Below are 20,253 nucleotides of genomic sequence, written 5' to 3' on the forward strand. Positions count from 1 at the left end.
CTCGGTGTCGTAGCCGTCCCCGATCTCCCGCGCCCGCTCGACCACCATCGGGAGGCGATGAAGTGACGGTTGCGGGATTCATCGCCGACCAGAGGACCGAGCACGGCATCCCGCACACGATCGCCTGCCGGGCCCTCGGGGTGTCCGAGTCCTGGTTCTACAAGTGGCGCAACCGCCCGGCCCAGCGGACCCCCCGCGAGGTACGGAGCGCTGAACTGGCAGATCGGATAAGGCACTTCTTTGCCGCGTCCGGCGACACCTACGGCTCTCCGAGGATCACGCTCGACCTGTGGGCGGAGGGCTGGCAGGTGTCCGAGAACACCGTCGCCGAGATCACGGTCGAGTTGGGCCTGCAGGGTCGCACTTGCAATGCTCGACGTCAGGCTCTCGGGCTGCATACATACCTGGTTGTACCACCGTGGTTCCTTCGACGCACGGTATCTGCACACCGTCACCGACCAGAAACCGTACCGCGCACGCATCCAAGCAACAGGAAGCCGCCCACGAGCCACAGTCCCACGCGCAACGCGAGGCCGGCCAGACGGTCACCGACGGTCCGATGAGCCCTGTCCCACGGCTCATCCCGGAAGGGTTCCGGAACGGGAAGCGGGCCTGCGAGATCCAGACGCATGTGGTCCTCGGAGCAGTACGTGCGGTAGAGCACCTGGGCGCCCCGGCGGTCGATCTCCAGGGCCACCCAGCCCTCGGGCAAGTCGAGGCCCCTGCCGCACGCGGTCCTGGCCTCCCATCTGCCGCAGAAGTCACAGAGCTCCAGGTCCTGACAGTCCGTGGGCTCGTCCGGCTCGCTCGCCGTTCCGCCGGCGGTCGCGGCCGGTGTCACCACCGGGGTGGGCTTCGCGGTGGCGGCCGCGCCAGTGTCCGTCCGGACGTTCTCGGGCTGCCACAGCTCGGACAGGACGTACAGGACGAAGGCGACGCAGAGGGCGCCTACGGCGGCGCCCGCGTACTGAGGCCGGTTGTCCTTCACGAAGCCGAAAACGCCTCCGCAGATGAGGAGCAGGAGCCAGGTCACGGTCCGGAAGCCGCGGAATTGGAAGCGGTGCATTCGGCGATCCTGCCAGGCCCCTGCAGGCCGCACACCATTCGGTTCCCGACGGCCCGATCAACCTTCGGTGGCACGAACCATCGGTCGTCAACCTTCAGTGGCAAACGGTCAAGTTCCGCTGTCACAGCACAACGCGACCCGGCCCGCGGCCACACCCAGGGCCCCTGTCGCGTCCAGCTGTCGCGCCCGGACCACACACGGGGGAAAGCACCTATCCGCCCAGGTCACAGCACGCGACAGCCCCCAACGCGACAGCCTCCGGCAGGCCACGAAAGCGGGAGCCAGGGCAAACGGCCGCTGAACAGCTGGAGCGGCTCACCGCGCTCGGGCTCGACCGGCGCTGACCTGGCCGGGCCGAGGACCGCCGAGAAGTGCCCCGGGCCGTCTCTGCCCGCCTGCGCCCGCGCCGCGTCCGCCGCGGCCGAGGAACGGTGCGGCCAGACGGCCGTGTGGAGGAGTCCGCACGCACGGCCTCGACGTCGACGGGTGTCTCGTAATACTCGGACGCCCACGCCGCGTAGGCTTCCGGCGAGCGATCGACGAGGAGCTCGAAGAGGACGTTCGCACCGTCCGGGTCGCCGTCGCCGTCCTCGGGAAAGGTGATGACTCCGGTTTGCCAGGCGGTATCGGTCACCCCCCGCCATAGGCAGCACGTGACGGTGGGTACTCCGTCTTCGTCGCAGAACGCGGGTTCGGTGACGTATGTACGGAAGACGTCCGGCACGTCGTCCAGGACGCCAGGCCACACCGTCGGGATGCTCATCCGGGCCCACGGACTCATGAGGGATTCGTGGTCGAAGCCCCGAACGTAGGCCCCGGCGGCCGAGAACACGATCGCGTACTCCGTGCCCATCCCGTCGCGCATCGACGCCATCTGCTCACTCTCGTCCCAGTGTGCGTCGAAGGAGTAGAACCGAGAGTCCCACTCCGGGCTGAGCACGGCGTCCAGCATCGCGAGGCTGCGGCAGTGGTCGCGAAGGTCGTCGATGCCCGGCAGAGCCCGGGCCACATCGTGTGCGGTCACGCGACCATTCCACCGCATCCCGCCGAGAGCTGGCCCCGGGGGCGGCTTGGCGGCTTCCTGGGGCCGCCTGCGCCCCAGCCCGCCAGACGTCCTCGACCGTCTGCTCGGCCAGGATCGGGCCGCCGGCGGCGATTCGGCCGACCAGCGGCACGTAGGAGGTGGACGGGCCGACTGTCGTCGGAGTTGTGACCTCGTCCAGCGCTGCGAGCCGGTGAGCCGAGATGGTGTACGCACGGGGCCGGTTCGGGTCCCGTCGGACCACGAGCTTGCGCTCCAGGGCCACCAGCTGGTGCGCGACGGAGGAGGTGCTGGACAGGTCCACGGCCTGGCCGATCTCGCGCATGGACGGCGGGTAGCCGCGGCGTTGGACGGAATCGCGGATGACCTCGATCACGCGGCGCTGGCGCTCGGTGAGGCCGGCCTCGTCGGCGCGGGTACCAGGTGGGCGGCCGGGGCGGGCCGGGGGCCGGGCGTCGTCCGTCATGTGTCCTCCCAGGTGATCTTGAGGCGGGACTCTGTGCCCGTGCTCGTGCGGGTGTCCATGAACTATTCGGGTCCGGCGAGCAGCAGGGGCGGGCGCCGGAAGCCGCCCCGGCGCGGTCGGTCCGGCTTCGACTCCAAGAACCTCCACCCAGCCTGGTTCCGGAAGCCCGCGTCACGACGCGGGCGCGTACGGGCGATGAGTCCGTGCGATGAGGCGCTCGCTGCCGGCAGCCCAGCTGCTGCCAGGGCCACCTTTCAACTTTGAGTTCGCCGACGTCTCGGTGGTCAAGCCGTTACGGCCAGCTAAGTTACCGTCAGGTACCGGGTGTGTCCACCGTTCTCCGCGCGGGCCGGCGTGAGCCTCGACACTGTGCGATCGGTCATTGACAGATCAGATGGTCTGACGTCAGGCTACCGCCCGAAACGGGAACGGCCGGGCGCGGGGAGGAAGCGCCGCGGCTGGAACGGGGGGTGAGGATGGGGCAGCAGCGAACGTTCGCCCCAGAGGACGGGGCCGTGGAGAGCGCACCGCTTGCCAACCGCGGAGCCCGTCGGGGGTGTGGCGTCGTGTGGAAGACGGTGCCCGCGCAGCCGGACCAGCCCGGTCGCCGATGTCGCCCTTGAGCCTCGACCCGGTCCCCGGCTCCGATCAGTTCTGACCGGCGTCCGCTCCGGCGGCTTCACGTCCGGGTTGCTCCGTGTTCGGCCGCAATCGTGCGGAGACCGCGCCGGGTAAGAGCAACCTGAAATTCAGAAAAAGCATCTTGACGTGGCCATGCCGCCTGGCTAGGTTCATTTAGGCAAGATGATCAACGCGGCCCGGACGGGTCGATGCTTTCCAAGCTTTTTCGAGTGGCAGGGCCAGTTCGGCCGGGAGACCAGACATTCTCCAGGGTGCTGTTGTGCTGCCATAAAATGCACCGCCAAAAGGCCGTCGCCACAAGCCTCGGTCGATGCGCTCCGAGATTTCCGCGAACCCGGAAGTGAATGATCGTGTCAGCACATATGAGAATATCCCCAATTTTGCCCGACGGGCCGCCGCGATCTCCGGGCGCCCGCCGAGAGATGCACTGTTGCTGTCGTTCATGCAGGTCAAATGCCATCGGTGGCGGTGCGGTCGCCGACTGACCGGCCTTCCTGTCGTCCCGCCGGAAACAGCCGCGGATGCCCTCGCTGGCGACCGTCGCGCGCCGTCCACTGGCATTTTCCAGTGGCGGCCCGACGCGATTTAACATATTCCTCGGGCTGTTCCTAAAAATTCACTTGACCCGACCTCGGCGGCGGCTTTACTTGGTCTTTCCTGAATTTCAGATGGGAATCAGGCTGCCTTCTTGTGCTATTTCCAGCCAGCTGACTCGACCTTTCGAATAGGGGTTTCCCGGGCATGCATGCCTACCAGAACATCAAGAAGTCCGCGCAGATCAGCACCGCATTCTGGGACGTCATGAGCCAGGCCGGGCTGCTCGACATCGTCGTGGACGGCCTCGGCCCCGGACAGCACCGGACGCGGGCCGACGGCCACGAGTTCGTGAATATGTCCTCCTATTCCTACCTCGGCCTGGACGCCCACCCGGCGCTGGTGCGGGCGGCCGCCGAGACGGTCCTGTCGGTGGGCGCCCTTAACACCTCCACCGCGCGCAGCCGGGTCCGCTTCTCCGTGCTGGAGGACGCCGAGGCCGCGCTGTCCGACCTCTTCGACGTGGAGGCCGTCACCGTCGCCTCCGCCGCCGCGGCCGCGTGGTGCTCCCTGCCGCTCCTGGCGTCCGGCCTGTTCACCGACAACCAGCCGCCGTTGATGGTCTTCGACAAGAACGCGCACTTCTGCCTCAACGCGATGAAGGCCGCCGTCGGGGACGAGACCGAGGTCGTGACCATCGCGCACAACGACATCGACGCGCTGGAGGACCTCTGCAAGCAGCACCCGCTTGTCGCCTACGTCGCTGACGGCGTCTACAGCACCGGCGGCCAGGCGCCGGTCACCGAACTCCTGCGCCTCCAGGACCAGTACGGGCTCTTCCTCTTCTTCGACGAGGCGCACGGCACCTCCACCCTCGGGGCCAACGGACGGGGTCTGGTCCTGGAGGAGATGGGCGAGATCAACGACCGCACCCTCATCATCACCTCCCTCAACAAGGGCTTCGGCGCGTCGGGCGGCGCGGTCTTCCTCGGTCGCAAGGGGCGGTCGAAGGAGCGCCGCGACCTCGCGCTGCGCAACGGCGGCCCGCTGATGTGGTCGCAGCGGATCAACACCGCGGGCCTGGGCGCCATCCTGGCCTCGGCCGAGCTGCACCGGACCGACGAACTCACCGTGCTGCAAAGCCGGTTGAAGGAGAACGAGGACCTCTTTGACAGTCACGTCGACACCGTGCAGCGCCACGACGGGCTGCCGATCCGCTTCGTCAAGATCGGCTCCGAGGACGCGACGGTCCGCATGGCCCAGGACCTCTTCGCCAACGGCTTCTACGCCTCGCCGATCTTCTTCCCGATCATCGGCCGCGGCAACGCGGGCCTGCGCCTGATGCTGCGCGCCAACATGGCCACGGCCGAGATCCAGGAGTTCTGCTCGCTGCTGAAGACGCTGCAGGACCGGCACGCCTGACCACCGCGCTCACCGCGCCCAACGAGCAACGACCAACGGCCAATGACCAACGATGGAGGACTCCTTACATGGCAGGCGAAGCAAACCGGCCGACGCTGCTGCTGGTCGGTGGGGCCAGGGCGATGACGGTCAGCGTCGACATGGCACTGCACGCCCTGGACCAGGCTGCGTCCCGCGGTATCCGCGTCCACACCGTGAACCACGCCGACGTCATCGCCGCGACGCCGGACGTGAACGCAAGGACCGACGAGACCTCGGTCGTCGACTTCACCAGCCCGGAGGCGACGGTCGACTGGGCGCTGCGCAAGGCCGCCGAGGGCGAGCGCTTCGAGGCGGTCTACGCACTTCAGGAGATGGCCCAGGTCACCTCGGCCGAGACCGCGGCCGCCCTCGGGCTGCCGGGCAACCCGCCCGCCGCGATCCGGCAGGTGCGCACCAAGGACGCCTGCCGAGCCGCCCTGGCCGCGGCCGGCTTCACCCAGCCGGCGGTCTGCCTGTGCGCTAACCTCGCCGAAGCGCAGGCCTTCCTCCGGGAGAGCACCGGTCCGTGGATCGTCAAGCCGCGCGACGCGATGGGCAGCATCGGGGTGAGCCGGGTCTCCGGCATCGGCGAGCTACCCGCCGCCATGACGCTGCTGCCCACCACCGAGCCCTTCCTGGTCGAGGAGTTCGTCGACGGCCCCGAGTTCAGCGTTGAGGGCGTGTTCCTGGGCGGAAAGCCCACGGTGCTTGGCATCACCGCCAAGGAGACGGTGCCGCCGCCGTACTTCGTCGAGGTGGGGCACATCCTGCCCGCCCCGCTGCCGGAGCACGACCAGCGCGAGATCGTCCACCAGGTCACCTCCGCGCTGACCACGCTCGGCCTGCGGACCGGCGCCTTCCACGTCGAACTGTGGCTCACCGCGCGCGGGGTCGTGCTCGGCGAGGTGCACGGGCGGGTCGGCGGCGACTGGATCCACCGGATGCTCGAACACGCCATCCCCGGCCTGGAGTTGTACGGGCTCATCTACGACGACCTGCTGGACCGCCCGCAGAGCCACGGGCTCCTGGAGCCGACGGGGGGTGCGGCCGTCCGCTACCTGACCCCGCCCCCCGGCCGCCTGGTCGCCGTCGAGGGCTGGGCCGAGGTCACCGCGCACCCGGCCGTGCTGCACGCCGAACTGCACGCCGAGGTTGGGGACTTGATCCGCCCGCTGCACCGGTCCAGCGACCGGATCGGGCTCGTCGTGGTCGGCGCGGACACCCCGGAACAGGCCAGGAACCTGGCGCTGGAGCTGTGCGACTCGGTCCGGTTCACCGTCGTACCGGAGGAAGAGCATGACGGCCCTGCGGCCTGACCGGGGTCCGCGCCGCGTGCTGGCGGTCGCGACGCTGGTCTACACGGTCGGCTACGGCATCTACCTCACCGCGGGCGTGCTGTACTTCACCCGCGTCGTGGATCTGCCCGCGTCCCAGGTCGGGATCGGCCTGAGCGTGGCTGGCGGGGTGTCCCTCGCCGTCGGCGTGCCCGTCGGGCATCTGGCGGACCGGCACGGAGCCCGCGGGGTGTACGTGGCGACCCTCGTGCTGTGGGCCGCCGCCATGGGCGGGCTCTGTCTGGCGGACGGCTTCGGGCTGTTCCTCCTCTTCGCCGCGTTGGCCGCCGTCGCCCAGTCGGCGGGGCCCGCGGCCCGCGGTCCGCTGATCAAGGAGTACGGCGGGGAGCGGCCTGCCGAGTTCCGTGCCTACCTGCGCTCGGTCACCAACGCCGGCATCGCGGTCGGCGCGCTGCTGGCGGGCTGGGGGGCGCAGGTCGGCACGGCGCGGGCCTACCTGCTGCTGATCGGCGGCAGCGCCGTCTGCGCGCTGGCCTGCGCAGCCCTGGTGATGCGGCTGCCCATCGTGCCCCCGACGCGTTCGGGCTCCGGGCCGCGGTGGGTCGCCCTGCGGGACCGCCCGTACGTGCTGGTCACCGTCCTCGACGGGGTGATGGCGGTTCAGTACCGGGTGCTCACCGCGGCGGTGCCGTTGTGGCTGCTCGACCAGGCCTCCGTGCCGCGCTGGTCGGTCTCGGCGGTGATGCTGGTGAACACGGCGATCGTGGTGTCCCTTCAGGTACGGGCGAGCAAGGGCATCGACACCCCGCGTGCCGGTGCGGTCGCCTTCCGGCGAGCCGGCTTCGCGTTCCTGATCTCGTGCGGGGCGATCTCGCTGATGCCCGCGGTACCCACCTGGGTCGGGCTCGCCCTGCTGCTGGGCGCGGTGGTGGTGCACACCGTCGGCGAGATCTGGCACGCGGCCGGGGGCTTCGAGCTGTCCTTCTCGCTCGCGCCTGCCGAGGCCGTGGGCCAGTACCAGGGCCTGTTCGGGATGGGCCTCGGCCTGGGTGTGACGATCGGCCCCGCGCTGGTCATCGCCCTGTGCGTGACCTGGGGGACGCCCGGCTGGTGGGTGCTCGGCGCCGTCTTCGCGCTGACCGGCCTGGCCGTCCCGGCGGCGGTGCGGTGGGCCCAGCGCGAGCTGGAGAAGACGGAGGGCGCCGCCAAGGACCAGCCCGCCACGGTCTGATCCTGGCCCGGCCCGAACCACCCACATTCGCTCGTCACCAACCACCCGTCACGAACCACCCGTCATCGACTCCCTGTCATGGAAGGAAGAACCCTCGATGAACCCGCTTCCCACCGGGCCGGTGGCCACCGCCCCGGACCTGCCCCTCGACGGCCTGGAAGTGGTGGAATGCGCGAGCTTCGTGGCCGGCCCGTCAGGCTGCATGGCGCTCGCCCAACTTGGCGCCCAGGTGATCCGTGTGGACCCGATCGGCGGCGGCTCGGACCACAACCGCTGGCCGGTGACACCCGACGGCTCCAGCCTGTACTGGACGGCGCTCAACAAGTACAAGCGCTCCGTCGCCGTGAACCTGCGCTCCCCGCAGGGCCGGGAGCTGGTCATCGCCCTGGCCACCCGCCCGGGCCCGGGCAACGGCGTCTTCGTCGACAACGGCGTGGGCCGCGGCAAGCTCTCTTACGAGACGCTGTCGACCCGCCGCGCGGACATGATCCACCTGCACATCCAGGGCCACTCCGACGGCCGGCCGGCCGTCGACTACACGGTCAACGCCGAGGTGGGCGTGGCGACCATCACCGGGCCGGAGTCGTCCGCGGTCCCGGTCAACCACGTCCTGCCCGCCTGGGACCTGCTGGCCGGCATGACCGCCGCGACCGGCGTCCTGGCGGCCCTGCACCGCCGGGCGCTGACCGGCGAGGGCGAGTACATCGAACTGGCGCTGTCCGACGTGGCCACCGCGGGCGTCGCCAACCTGGGCTGGCTCGCGGAGGCGGAGCAGCGCGGAGCCGAGCGGCCCCGGCACGGCAACCACATGTACGGGTCCTTTGGCGTCGACTTCGCCGCCAGCGACGGCGGTCGCGTCATGGTGGTCGCATTGACCGAGGCCCAGTGGCAGGCGCTGCAGCAGGTTACCGCGACGACGGAGACCTTCCAGTCGATGGAGCAGGCCCTGGGCGCCGACCTCTCCCAGGAGAAGGAGCGCTACCGCCTGCGGGAGACGATCGCAGCGATCCTCCGGCCGTGGTTCGAGTCCCGCCCGCTGGACGTGGTGGCCAAGGAACTGGACGAGGCCAGAGTCCTGTGGGGCCCCTACCGCGGCATGCCGGAGGTCGTCGAGGCCCACCGGAGGGCGGAGGAGCCGACCGTGGTGGACTGGGTGGAGCAGCCCGGCATTGGACGGGTGGTCTCCGCCCGCTCGCCCCTGCGGCTCGGCGGTGCCTACGGCCGGACCGCCACCGCCCCGCTGCTGGGGGAGCACACCGAGGAGGTCCTCTGCGACCTCCTCGGTGTCACCCAGGCCGAGATCGGCCGCCTGCTCGACGAGGGTGTGGTGGCCCTCCCCGCCGCCCACGGGCGGTGAAGGTCGCGGTCAGGTAAGGGCCAGGACGGAGGCGGACTGCCGGCCCGAGTGGTTCTGACCCGCGCACTCGCGGTGGATGACGCGTGGGGTGCCGAGGGGCCGAATGGGTCCTCGGCACCCCGTACGCGCAGCGGTGTCAGCGTGTCCGGCGGCCCCCATCGTTCAGGCGGCAGAGATGAACGGTATCCCGTGGATCGGCGGGATACGAACGGTCGAGCCGCCAGCCCTGTTCGAGGGCCACCCGGAGGACGGCCCCGGCGCCCGCGCCCCGGAAGTGCCGGGTCCCGACGCTGACCCGGCGCAGGATTCGGCCCGTCGAGTCGGCCCGGTAGGCGTTCTTCCCGCGCTCGCGCGCCAACTCGGCCCGGAAGAGTTTCTTCAGGTGCTCGCGCAGGTGGCGCACGTACGCGTCCGGACTGCGGCGGAGTTCCAGGAAGCGCACCCGCGGCATGAGAAGGAGGGTGAGCAGCGGAATCACCACACGGCAGCGCATCGGACCCCACGGCGAGCCGGTCGCGGGCGGCGGCCCGTGGGGATCGGGCACGTCGACGTGCTCCGGGGGTGGAATGAGGCGGAAGAAGCGCAGCTCTCCCTTCACCACCGTGCTCTTCGCCCAGTCCACCGACCAGCCGTGCCGCTCGGCCAGTTGCTCGACCCGGGTCGGGGTCAGGCCGTGGTGGTGATGGAGCCACAGGTGCGTGACCGCCCGGCGCACGCCGCTGGGCGGCAGCTCGTGGGGCTCCCAGCCGCTCTTCCGCTCGGCCCTGGAGAAACGCTTCGTCAAAAGCCCTTCGATGAAGGTCTCCCACTCCTCGGGCCTGCCGTTCCACTCGATGCGCAGGCGCCGCCAGGAGATCGCGCTCCCCGCCAACCCGCCGATGATCTGGGCCAGATCCTCGAGATCATTTCCGCCACCGCCACCGCCACCGCCACCGCTGGTGGCGGCGTCCCAGAACGGCAGGGCCACAAGCCCGATCGCCACCAGCATCCCCAGCGGAATGTAGACGAACTGCAGAACGAACTGCGCCGCCAGACCGATCCGGGACCTTCGCGGAGCGGCGCGTTCGGCGGGAGTTCCCCGCGGCTCGACCGGGACGCCGGGCCCTGGCCCGGCGCGTCTGTCCGGAGCGCCCGACGGCATGGCTGTGGGCATCAGATCCGTCCCCCTCGGTCCCGTGCTGCCTGCATCAGCTTTGCCCGCCGCGCACGGCTCTAACCATCGTGTGTCACAACCGAGCTCCCGGCCGAGCACTGGCCGTCCGGATGACGTCGCAGCGTCCCGGCGGGAGGGCGGGTGGGACGCGGGCCGATCATCTCCGCGGCGCTGAGCGCCGTCAGGTGCCGAGCTGGGCGGCGGTGCGGGTGAGTCGTTCCTCGATGTCCTCCAGGGCGTGCAGGACGGTGGCCTTCTCGTCGTCGGTGCTGTTGCCGACGGTGGCGTCCTCGAGCTGGCGCCACAGCTGCTCGACTTCTTTGCGCAGCGCGTGGCTGGCGGTGGTGGCCTCGATGATGGAGGCGCGCTTGTCGTCGGGGCACGGCGAGCGGCGTACGAACCCGGCGTGCTCCAGGCGTCGGATGGTGCGGGTCATGGTGGCGGCGTCGGAGTCGAGCAGGCGGACGAGGTCGACCTGTCGCTGGGCTCCGAGTTCCCACAGTTGCATCATCACCAGTTCCTGGCCGGGGTGCAGGCCCACGCGGCGCAGGAGCTGTCCGGCGATCATGCGGTGGGTGCGGGCCACCCGGAAGATCGCGTGGCTGATCGGTCCTCCACTGGCGGCGGAGGGCAGGGGGATGGCGCTGTTCGCCGGGGCCGGACACTGGCCCTCAGCGTTGGCCGCGGACTCCGTCATGGGCGGGCTCTCCTCTGCTCTCGTGAATATTGCTCGAACAGGATACCTCTCCTCGACTTTCGCCGTGCCCGCTCCCTTGGCCGGTCCGGGCGAGAAACGCCGCCCGTGCCAGGCGCAGGCCGCAAGGCTTCCAATGCGATGTGACAGGCGCCACAGCCGTTTGCCGAGATGCTCTCAGGTCATTTACTGTTCGAACAGGTAATCCGATTGAGGTCGCGGCGGAACCCACCCGAGGGGACACCTCCGAACCGCGACAACCAACCGTTCGAAGGGCTTGAGCAAGTGACCACTGCGTTCGATCCGATCAACCTGGGCGGCAAGCGCCTGGCCAACCGCGTCGCGATGGCGCCGATGACCCGCAGCCGCGCCTATGGCCCCGGCTCGGAGCCGACCGAGCTGATGGCGACGTACTACGCGCAGCGCGCCGGCGCCGGGCTGATCGTCACCGAGGGCGTCCAGCCCTCGCCGGTCGGGCAGGGCTACCCCGACACCCCCGGTCTGCACACGGCCGGGCAGGTGGCGGCGTGGCGGAGGGTGACCGATGCCGTGCACCGCGAGGGCGGAGTGGTCTTCGCGCAGCTGATGCACACCGGGCGGATCGGCCACCCGAGCCTGCTGCCTGAGGGCCTGGTGCCGGTCGCGCCGTCGCCGGTGGCCGCCAGGGGCCAGGTGTTCACCCACGAGGGCCCGAAGGACTTCGTGACGCCGAAGGAGCTGAGCGAGGCGGAGATCCGGCAGACGATCGCCGACTTCGCCAACGCGGCCCACAACGCCGTCGAGGCCGGGTTCGACGGGGTGGAGATCCACGGCGCGAACGGCTACCTGGTCCACCAGTTCCTCGCGCCGAATACCAACCTGCGCACCGACGGCTGGGGCGGTGACGTCGAGGGCCGGATCCGCTTCGCCGTCGAGGTCGCCACCGCCGTGGCCGAAGCGATCGGCAGCGAGCGGGTGGGCCTGCGGGTCTCGCCCGGGAACCCGTACAACGACATCGCCGAAGACCAGCCGGCCGAGGTGTACGAGGCGTTGCTGGAGCGGCTTGCCGACCTGGACCTGGCGTACCTGCACCTGATGGAGGGCCCGGACCGTGAACTGACCGTCCGGCTGCGCAAGGCCTGGCCGGGGACGTTCGTCCTCAACCCCTTCACCTACCCGGAGGTCACCGGCCCCGAGGCGCTGAAGCTGATCGAGGACGGAGCTGCGGACATGGTCGCCTACGGCGCCCTGTTCCTGGCCAACCCCGACCTGCCGGCCCGTCTGGCCGCCGGCGGCCCGTTCAACACCCCGGACGCGGCCACCTTCTACGGCGGTGACCACCGCGGCTACACCGACTACCCCACCCTGACTACCTGACCGGCGATGCCACCGGCGCGGCCGCCTTCGGGGCCACACAGTGAATCAGGGCCGCCCCGTCCGGTTTGTCTTCTGCACGGCGCTGCCGGGGGCGACGGCGAAGAGTGTCTGGACGATCCGGGTGCCGATGCGGCCGGTCCCGCCGATCACGGAGAACTTCATTGCATCCCCTTCCGCGCCATGTGCGGGGTTCTTGGAGTCGTTGTCTGCGGTTGGTCGTCGCATCGGGTCGCGACGGCCGGCGAGGCCGGCGCGGTCAGGCGCCGAAGACGGCGACGGGGCTGCCGGTGAGCCAGGTGTTGTCGATGCGCATTCGCCGGATGAGCCAGCGGCTGCCGTCACGTACCAGGTCAACGGTGTAGGGGTTCTTGAGTAGGGCGTGCGTGTTCGGGTCGCTGGTGAGCAGGTGCTGCGCTTCGACGAGCGCGGTGAGACGAGCGCTGTCCCCGTCGATGGTGATGCGTGGGTTGGTGACCTGATGCGTGGTGTCCACTCGGCCGGTGAACATGGCCAGGATGGTGCTGACGATGGTCTCCCGGCCGCTCATCAGCGGCGGCTTGCCGCCCCAGCGCGCGGCGGCCGGGCGGAAGTCCAGCTCCGCGTCGGCGGTGAAGGCCGAGGCGAACAGCTCGCGGTCCTTGAGGTCCTGGCCCAGGGCGAACCGGTAAAGAGCGTCGGTGATCTCGGCGCGGTCGCGCAGTTCGGCGACGATCGCCTCGGTGTCGCCGGGCTGTGCGGCCAGAGCGTAGTGGGCGGTGGTGTCCATCTGTCCTCCAGTGGGTGGGTGACGTCGTGTTCGATGTCACCCACTCTGCTGCCGTGAGCGCTGGCGACCAATGGCCGTATGCGCAATGATCGTGAACTCAGGCTTAACGATGGAGGCGTGCGTGGTCGAGCGGCACGAGGTGGAAGCGTTCCTGGCACTCGCGGAGGAGCTGCACTTCGGGCGCACCGCCGAGCGTCTGCTCGTCTCCACCGCTCGCATCAGCCAGACCATTCGCAAGCTGGAGCGGAGGGTGGGAGTACCGCTGTTCCGCCGCACCAGCCGCCGCGTCGAACTCACCTCGGTAGGGCGGCAGTTGCTCGATGAGCTACGTCCCGCCTGGGAGAGCGTGGACACGGCGCTGCAGCGGGCGATCGACGCGGGACGGGGGCTGTCCGGCACCTTGCATGTCGCTTTCGTGAGCGCGGCCGCCGCGCAGCTCCTGGTCGGTGTCACCCAGGTGTTCCGCGACCGGGCCCCCGACTGTGAGGTGCGCATCCGGGAGGTGCAGGCGGGGCAGTTGCTTGCGTCGCTGCGCTCGGGCGAGGTCGACCTCGCACTGAGCACCCTCCCCGTGACCGAGCCCGACATCGCCAGCGGCCCGGTTCTGGTACGCGAGGCGCGGATGCTCGCTGTTCCCGCTGATCATCCCTACGCTCGCCGAGGCAGCGTCTTCTGCGTAGATCTGGCACGCGTCCGGTTGGTGCGACTGCACGGTCACGACGCCGTGCCGCCGCAGCGATCGGACCAGGTACCCGGCGCCCCGGCAGCCCTTCCCGGACCGACGGCCGGAACGTTCCAGGAAGCACTCACCCTCGTCGGAGCCGGGCAGGGAGCCCTTCCCGTCGGCGCACACGTCCGGCGCTACTACTCGCGACCTGACGTCATCTACGTTCCCGTCAGTGACGCCCCGTCATTGGCATGGGGCTTGATATGGTCCGGGGACCGGACCACCGCTCGCGTCCGCGCGTTCGCCGAAGCCGCTGTCAGTCTTGTGCACGGCGACCCGTGAGGGGGGCGGGCCTGCCGCAGCACACGTCGGCTTTGCTGCGGCAGGCACCACGGCCGGAGCGTCAGGCATCGACAGATCTGCCGGATCAGGCAGGCTCCGGTCGCCCGAACGGCGGCGCCGGGGCGGCGCCTTGAGCCCGGTCCGCACCCTGCGCCTGCTGGTATTACTTACTGTAGTTCTTCCCGATGGGCCTGCCGGGGATCGGCTTGCCGAAGAGAGCGACCGGGACGAACAAGCTTACGACGGCGACGTGCTCTCCACGAATGATCCTCCTCCGCCGTGATCGATCAGAAGATCATCTCACCCGGTCGGCCAACGTGACAGCGCCTTCCGGCCTGCTCCTCGTGCCCGGCCTGGCGCAGCATCCGCACCGCCTCGGCGAGCCTCCGGTCGGCGCCGCCGGTCATGTGGTGCACCGCGTACAGGTGGCCGCGGGCCCGCTCGGTGTACTCCAGTGCCTTCGTCAGCATCCCCAGCGCCTCGACCGTCGCGTCGTCCACCCACGGGGGCCGACGGTGCGCCTCGTCCGGCTCTTCGCTCCCTACGTCATCTGCCACCGATGCCTCCCGACATGCTCGCCCGACCCCTTCACCGTCGTCCGGCCTGGGAGCAGGCGCATGCGGAGAAGGCCGACCGGCGGGTCAGGCCGCCGGTTCCCGCGCGGTGTCCGGGCGGGCGGCCTGCTTGAGCTTCATCTCAGCCTGGTGCCGGTTTCCCACCTTGGCCCAGTGCGAGTGGGAGTACAGCTCGGCGCCGACCGCGGCGAACGCGGCCCGCTGCTCCTCGGTCGGGTCGGCGGCCCAGTCGGCTTCGGCGGTGTACCAGCGGCGCTGGAGTTCGAGCAGGTCAGCGGGGAAATCGGTGTCGGAGACCGGCCCATCGCAGGTCGTACACCTGTGCGGCCGGGAGAGCGACCCCGCCACCGGCCGCCCGGCCGTCAATGCCGTGCACGCCTACGCGCCCGCCCGGCCGCAGATGGCATGTTCGCGGCCGAAATCTCGCAGGTCAAAGCCCTGGCCATCGTTGACGCGTGGGTCTAGCATTCCCGGCACGGCGGCCCCACCACAGCACCACCGGGCCGCCGGCCAGCGCAGTCACGCCGTGACCCCGGCGCGGCTGGCCTCCCACGGCCGGGTCTCGCGGAACTCCCCCCTCGTTCCCCGGGACCCGGCCGCCTGCGCCTCGCTGGCTCGGCTCCCGGGCTGGGACAGACCTGAGACACCCGTGTCCCGACACCGTCCCAGCGCGCCCGCAATATCCGTTTTGCCGGGACGGTCCCAGCCCATCTCCCCAGGTAGCGGTAACTTCATGCCGGACCTGGGACAGCCCGCCGCAGTGGGTTGTACAAGGGTGTCTGACTGACCCGTCTCATCGAAGTTTGAGCAGTCTCATTTGAGCAGTCTCATGAGAGTTTGACGGCTTCCATCGTCAGTCGGCGCGCACCACCGGGCCCTCGCCGTCATCGATCAATGTGCCCGGAGGTGCCTGTCATTGGCGAGGCCGCGCAAGGGCGCGACACTTCCTGCTGGGAGGATCTCCGCATGACCTTCCCGCTGCGCGTCGTCCGCGTCCTCGGTGCCCGCCCGTTCGCCGAGGTCGGCCTGCCCGTCCTCACCGTGTCCGACGAGGAGCGCGGGCTGCTCGCCGTCGCGGGCGAGCCCGGGGAGGGCGGGATGTCGACGGTGGGGGTGTACGGCATGGGAGACCTCGGCTGCCGGGCGGTGCTCCGCACGCCCTTCCGGGTGCACGCGCTGGCCTTCCACCCCACGGCGCCGCTGCTCGCCGTCGGGACCGGCGACTACGACGGCGGCAACTCCTTCAAGGGCGAGCTGCTCCTGTTCGACTGGGAGACGACCGTCACCGTCTCCCTCATCGAGAACGACTGCGGTCGCCAGGTCCTCGGACTGGCCTGGCTCGACGAACAGGCCCTGCGCGTGCTGATGGCACCGCCCGACGACTGGCAGGACCGGGAGGCACGCGTCGAGGGCCACATCGCCGTCGTGCAACAACCCGACTGGCGCGCTGTCGCACCCCGTTCGCTCACCGCCGCGGACCTGGCCGGCCCCCGGGTGCCCGCACCGCGGCCCGACGGACGGGACGAGGCCCAGCGGGCGCTCTCCGCGCTCAGCCCGGACTGGGAGCCCCTGCGCCGAGTCCTCGCCGTCGAAAAGCTGTCGGACGGCGCGGTCCTGGCGACCGTCGACCGGTGGGAAGAGGATCCGGAGCAGCCCGGGCGCACCGTCCTCGCCGACGGCCTGCTGATTCAGCACCGGACCATGACATACGCCGACCGGAACCCAATGCGGCTGCGGATCCGGTACGGCAGCCGGGACTACGTCAACCAATACCTACGGGACCGGCGGGGACTGATGCGGTGGTGGGTCTCGGTGCGCTCCCCCGAGGGGACGGGTGTCCAGCCCCTGTTCCCGTTCTCCTGGGAGCCCGAGGAGAGGTACTTCCCCGGCCCGGGTGCGGAGACCGATGACGGCGACCTGGTCCACGCCGGTGCGGTCAACATCGGACAGTGGATGGAGCCCGGCGGGTCCTTGGTCGTCCGCCGAGCGGCCGGCGACGGCGCGCCCCGCTGGGTCTTCCGGACCGACTACGTCGCCACCGACCTCGACACCGAAGCGGACACCGCCTACGTTGCCTACCGCAACGGTGAGATCCTGGCGCTGGATCTCCGCGACGGCACCCTCCGCTGGCGCCACCGGCTGACCGTCGCCGGTGTGCTCACCGTCCCGACGGCGCTCACCGTCACCGGACCGGACCGTCTGCTCGTTGGCACGGCCGACGGCCGGGTCCTGGACTGCACGACGGCGTAACCCTTCCGGTCCGCCTTGACGGCCGTGCTGCCGCCGCAGGTCGGTCGGGCGACGTGGTCGAGCAGCAGCACGGGCAGCACCAGCAGCGCGCCCCCGCCTTACAGCGCGCCCCATCACCCCGGCCGAGGGGCCGGGCGTGATCAGCCGCCGGCTGACCGGCGAGTACACCGGGGGCCGAAGCACCGGCTCCCGAAGGCCTCCCCCACGCGCTTGCGAGGGCCCGGCGGTGCGCGACGACTGACCGTGGAGATGGTCGAACTTCGGTGAGACGGGTCACTCGCCGCTGTCCTCTGCCAGGCGATCTTGGTCGTCTGCCAAGTGATCTTGACTGGGTGATCGGCTCCAGCGATCGGTCCGTGCGTGCCGGGCGTGTGTTCCCAGTCGGCCGGTGCCGTCGTGCGTAGCGTTGCTGGTGATGAGCGAGGTGACGCTGTGAACTCCGACGAACAGCCGTCCGGGTCACCGGGCGGGGGGAACCCTCCGCCGGAGCTTCGGCTGCACTTGGACGACCATCTGGAGGGCATCGCCCAGCAACTGCGTGCTCTGGCCAGGGCGAAGGACCGGCTGCAGGGGTTGCTGTCGGCGGTGCTGGCCATCGGCGGTGATCTGGATCTGCCCACGGTGCTGCACCGCATCGTCACCACCGCCATGGACCTGGCCGGTGCCCGCTACGGTGCGCTGGGTATCCTCGCTCCCTCCGGTGATCACCTGGAGCAGTTCATCACCGCCGGCCTCACGGACGAGGAGCGCGCTGCCCTGGCGGGCATCGACTTCCCCCACGGTCGCGGGGTGCTCGGCCACCTGATCCACCATCCCGAGCCCCTGCGGGTGGACGACATCCCCTCCCACCCGGCCTCGGTCGGGTTCCCGCCCGGCCACCCGCCCATGCGCACCCTGCTGGGCGTGGCGATCACCGTCCGCGGCGAGATCTACGGCGACCTCTACCTCTCCGAACGCCACGACGGCCGCCCCTTCGACCAGGACGACGAGGAAATCGTGCGCGCCCTCGCAGGAGCTGCCGGCATCGCCATCGAGAACGCCCGCCTGTTCGGCTACATGCGCGACAGCGCCGAACAGTTCCAGCGGCTGCTGCTGCCGACCCTGCCCGACCTGGCCCCGTTCACCGGCGCCGCGGTCTACCGCGCCGCCGCCGAACCGGCCAGCGTGGGCGGCGACTGGTACGACGCCGCCGTCCTGCCCGACCAGGCGTGCGCGGCCGTCATCGGCGACGTCGTCGGCCACGACCTGCACGCCGCCGCCGCCATGGCCCAGACCCGCAACATGCTCCGCGCCCTGCTCTACGACCGCAGGACCCCGCCCAGCTCGGTGCTGACCCAGCTCGACCACACCGTGCACGCCGTCACCGACCTGCCCGTCACCACCGCGTGCCTGGCCAGGATCGAACCCGCCACCGACGGCTGGACCCTCCACTGGAGCACCGCTGGCCACCTGCCACCGCTCATCCTCGCCCCCGACGGGTCCGCCCAGTACCTGCATGCCGACCCCGGCATCCCTCTCGGCGTCGACCCCGACATCCACCGACCCGACCACACCCACCCCCTGCCCCGCGGCGCCACCGTCGTGCTCTTCACCGACGGCCTCGTCGAACACCCTGACCACGCCATCGACGAGCGCCTGAACGCCCTGGCCGACCTCGCCGCCGCCCACGCCACCCAGCCCCTGGACGACCTCGTCCACACTCTCGCCGACCACCACCCCAGCGACGGCCACGACGACATGGCCATCCTCGCCATCCGCATCCCCACCGAAGACTGACCGCCCGCTACCCGACCAGCCCCGAGGGCTCTCCGCAGTCACCGCAGCCGTGGATCTGTTGGCGGGCTGAGAAGCCGTGATCAAAGCGCTCTTGGGGCTTGAGGGCCGGACGGAGATTCGATTCTCGGTCCCGTTCGGGTGATCGCGTGCCGGCCGGCGCATGAAGGAAGGGCCTCCTGCACAGCCCGGAGATGTCGAGTCACCGGAGTGCGGGGAGGCCCTGTTGTCCCAGCTTGTCGTGTTAACCGGGTCAGCGTCCAACTCCGGCGTGTCGGGCTGTGATTGTCTCGCTCACCGGTTCGGCAACGCCGCCGACCACGCAGACCGCGAGCGCCGCTACCCCAGCGATCTCACTGACGCCGAGTGGGCCGTGGTGCGCGACGCGCTGCCGCTGCCGCGCTGGCTGGAGGGCCGGGGCGGCCGCCCGGAGGCGTACTGCCACCGCGCCATGGTCGACGCCGTGCTGTACCTGGTCGACGGTGGCATCAAGTGGCGGGCGATGCCCGCCGACTTCCCCCACTGGCGGGCCGTCTACCGCTTCTTTCGCCGCTTCCTGGCCCAGGGCCTGCTCACCGAGCTGCACGACCGACTGCGACGCCGGGTGCGGATCAAGGAGGGCCGCGACCCGGAACCGTCCGCGGGGATCATCGACTCCCAGTCGGTCAAGGCCGACGCCACCGTCGGCGCCGCCACACGCGGATACGACGGCGGCAAGAAAATCAACGGCCGCAAGCGCCACCTGGTGGTGGACTGCCTGGGCCTGCTGCTGATCGTGCTGGTCACCCCCGCCTCCACCACCGACCGCGACGCCGCGACAACACTGCTGCCGCGCCTGCGCGAGAAGTGCTACCGCCTGAAGCTGGTCTGGGCCGACAGCAGCTACACCGGCGCCCTGGTCGAGTGGGCCGCCGCCGCACTGCACCTGGCACTCACGGTGGTCAAGCGCACCGAGGCCACCACGGGGTTTCGGGTATTGCCGCGCCGTTGGGTGATCGAGCGCACGAACGGCTGGCTGATGCGCACCCGCCGCCTCGCGCGCGACTACGAACGCACCACCGCCTGCGCCGAGGCGATGATCCGTTGGTCGATGACCGCCCTCATGACCCGCCGCCTGGCCGGAAGGCGGCATTGAACCGGCCGTCCGCCTCCTTGGCCAGCCAGCCTCGCTCGGCCATCCGCCGCGCCTTCGCGCGCACCCCCTCCACCCCGGCGGCGGACGTCTCCCAGCCCAGCCGCTGGGCGATCTGACGGCAGTTCAGCGGACTCGTCCCCTCCCGCGCGGCGTCCTCGAGCAAGGCGACGATGCGCTGGTAGTCCGGCGCCAGCACCCGTACCGACACACCCTCGCTCCACACCGGCACCACCGTTCCGGCAGCCGCGGCCACCGCCGGCTTCCCGCTCTCCGGCGAACCGTCCACCTCACGCGCACCAGCCAGCGCCGCGGCCAGCTCCTCCCGGGCAATCACCGCCCGTTCATGCGCCCGTTCGGCCTCGGCGACCGCGGCCTGGGCGCGCTCCGCCGCCTCGCGGCACTCCTCCAGGCGCCGACGCGCATCCAGCTCCCGGTCCTCCAGCAAACCCAGCGGCGAGGGCAACCG

General features: G+C 70.6%; 17 protein-coding genes and 2 pseudogenes. 10 read left to right on the forward strand and 9 right to left on the reverse strand.

The window, feature by feature from the left end:
* Nucleotides 1–140: 140 nt before the first annotated feature.
* Nucleotides 141–563 carry an IS3 family transposase gene (locus ACWC9T_RS31330; RefSeq protein WP_449824441.1) on the forward strand — a complete coding sequence of 141 codons (423 nt, stop codon included), beginning with the start codon at nt 141–143 and terminating at the stop codon, nt 561–563.
* On the opposite strand, the gene ACWC9T_RS31335 is transcribed toward ACWC9T_RS31330, so the two are convergent.
* The 3 genes and pseudogenes from ACWC9T_RS31335 to ACWC9T_RS31345 all read right to left on the reverse strand — a co-directional run.
* Nucleotides 452–1,066, reverse strand: coding sequence for a hypothetical protein (locus tag ACWC9T_RS31335; RefSeq protein WP_449824443.1), 615 nt, complete (start codon nt 1,064–1,066; stop codon nt 452–454). The genes ACWC9T_RS31330 and ACWC9T_RS31335 overlap by 112 nt on opposite strands.
* A gap of 211 nt (nt 1,067–1,277) precedes the next feature.
* On the reverse strand, nt 1,278–2,090 hold the full coding sequence (locus ACWC9T_RS31340) for a hypothetical protein (protein WP_449824426.1): 813 nt from the start codon (nt 2,088–2,090) through the stop codon (nt 1,278–1,280).
* Between the two features lie 82 nt (nt 2,091–2,172).
* Nucleotides 2,173–2,574, reverse strand: a pseudogene (locus ACWC9T_RS31345) (LexA family protein); the annotation flags it as partial.
* A 1,383-nt stretch (nt 2,575–3,957) separates the two neighbouring features.
* Between ACWC9T_RS31345 and ACWC9T_RS31350 the strand changes: the two are divergent.
* From ACWC9T_RS31350 to ACWC9T_RS31365, 4 genes are all read left to right on the forward strand, one after another.
* Complete coding sequence (locus ACWC9T_RS31350; protein WP_449824427.1) at nt 3,958–5,172, forward strand: 8-amino-7-oxononanoate synthase family protein; 1,215 nt, start codon at nt 3,958–3,960, stop codon at nt 5,170–5,172.
* 68 nt (nt 5,173–5,240) lie between these two features.
* On the forward strand, nt 5,241–6,509 hold the full coding sequence (locus ACWC9T_RS31355; RefSeq protein ID WP_449824428.1) for an ATP-grasp domain-containing protein: 1,269 nt from the start codon (nt 5,241–5,243) through the stop codon (nt 6,507–6,509).
* Nucleotides 6,490–7,719, forward strand: a complete 1,230-nt coding sequence (locus tag ACWC9T_RS31360; RefSeq protein ID WP_449824429.1) for an MFS transporter — start codon at nt 6,490–6,492, stop codon at nt 7,717–7,719. Before ACWC9T_RS31355 ends, ACWC9T_RS31360 begins: the two co-directional genes overlap by 20 nt.
* 97 nt (nt 7,720–7,816) lie before the next feature.
* Nucleotides 7,817–9,076, forward strand: coding sequence for a CoA transferase (locus ACWC9T_RS31365; RefSeq protein ID WP_449824430.1), 1,260 nt, complete (start codon nt 7,817–7,819; stop codon nt 9,074–9,076).
* A 136-nt stretch (nt 9,077–9,212) separates the two neighbouring features.
* On the opposite strand, the gene ACWC9T_RS31370 is transcribed toward ACWC9T_RS31365, so the two are convergent.
* Nucleotides 9,213–10,064, reverse strand: coding sequence for a hypothetical protein (locus ACWC9T_RS31370; RefSeq protein ID WP_449824431.1), 852 nt, complete (start codon nt 10,062–10,064; stop codon nt 9,213–9,215).
* A gap of 346 nt (nt 10,065–10,410) precedes the next feature.
* The gene (locus ACWC9T_RS31375; protein WP_449824432.1) at nt 10,411–10,926 is read right to left on the reverse strand and encodes a MarR family winged helix-turn-helix transcriptional regulator; all 516 of its coding nucleotides are present in this window, start codon (nt 10,924–10,926) and stop codon (nt 10,411–10,413) included.
* Between the two features lie 282 nt (nt 10,927–11,208).
* Between ACWC9T_RS31375 and ACWC9T_RS31380 the strand changes: the two genes are divergently transcribed.
* Complete coding sequence (locus tag ACWC9T_RS31380; protein WP_449824433.1) at nt 11,209–12,279, forward strand: alkene reductase; 1,071 nt, start codon at nt 11,209–11,211, stop codon at nt 12,277–12,279.
* Between the two features lie 256 nt (nt 12,280–12,535).
* Here ACWC9T_RS31380 and ACWC9T_RS31385 read toward each other — a convergent pair whose 3' ends face one another.
* The gene (locus ACWC9T_RS31385) at nt 12,536–13,045 is read right to left on the reverse strand and encodes a nuclear transport factor 2 family protein (protein WP_449824434.1); all 510 of its coding nucleotides are present in this window, start codon (nt 13,043–13,045) and stop codon (nt 12,536–12,538) included.
* A gap of 121 nt (nt 13,046–13,166) precedes the next feature.
* Here ACWC9T_RS31385 and ACWC9T_RS31390 point away from each other — a divergent pair, with 121 nt between their 5' ends.
* Nucleotides 13,167–14,054, forward strand: a complete 888-nt coding sequence (locus ACWC9T_RS31390) for a LysR family transcriptional regulator (RefSeq protein ID WP_449824435.1) — start codon at nt 13,167–13,169, stop codon at nt 14,052–14,054.
* 326 nt (nt 14,055–14,380) lie between these two features.
* Here the strand turns inward: ACWC9T_RS31390 and ACWC9T_RS31395 are convergent.
* Both ACWC9T_RS31395 and ACWC9T_RS31400 read right to left on the reverse strand, forming a co-directional pair.
* Nucleotides 14,381–14,611: pseudogene (locus ACWC9T_RS31395) on the reverse strand (hypothetical protein); the annotation flags it as partial.
* A gap of 84 nt (nt 14,612–14,695) precedes the next feature.
* Nucleotides 14,696–14,995: a hypothetical protein gene (locus tag ACWC9T_RS31400; RefSeq protein ID WP_449824436.1), complete on the reverse strand. Its 300-nt coding sequence runs from the start codon at nt 14,993–14,995 to the stop codon at nt 14,696–14,698.
* Nucleotides 14,996–15,595: 600 nt separating this feature from the next.
* Here ACWC9T_RS31400 and ACWC9T_RS31405 point away from each other — a divergent pair.
* The 3 genes from ACWC9T_RS31405 (at nt 15,596) to ACWC9T_RS31415 (ending at nt 19,787) form a co-directional block, all read left to right on the forward strand.
* Nucleotides 15,596–16,879, forward strand: coding sequence for a hypothetical protein (locus ACWC9T_RS31405; RefSeq protein ID WP_449824437.1), 1,284 nt, complete (start codon nt 15,596–15,598; stop codon nt 16,877–16,879).
* 501 nt (nt 16,880–17,380) lie between these two features.
* Nucleotides 17,381–18,655: a PP2C family protein-serine/threonine phosphatase gene (locus ACWC9T_RS31410; protein ID WP_449824438.1), complete on the forward strand. Its 1,275-nt coding sequence runs from the start codon at nt 17,381–17,383 to the stop codon at nt 18,653–18,655.
* Nucleotides 18,656–18,923: 268 nt separating this feature from the next.
* On the forward strand, nt 18,924–19,787 hold the full coding sequence (locus tag ACWC9T_RS31415; protein WP_449824439.1) for an IS5 family transposase: 864 nt from the start codon (nt 18,924–18,926) through the stop codon (nt 19,785–19,787).
* On the opposite strand, the gene ACWC9T_RS31420 is transcribed toward ACWC9T_RS31415, so the two are convergent.
* Nucleotides 19,753–20,253 (reverse strand): hypothetical protein (locus ACWC9T_RS31420; protein WP_449824440.1); only part of this gene is annotated, 501 nt, incomplete at its 5' end. The two genes, ACWC9T_RS31415 and ACWC9T_RS31420, sit on opposite strands and share 35 nt — an antisense overlap.

This window comes from Kitasatospora sp. NPDC001159 (genome assembly GCF_053598235.1).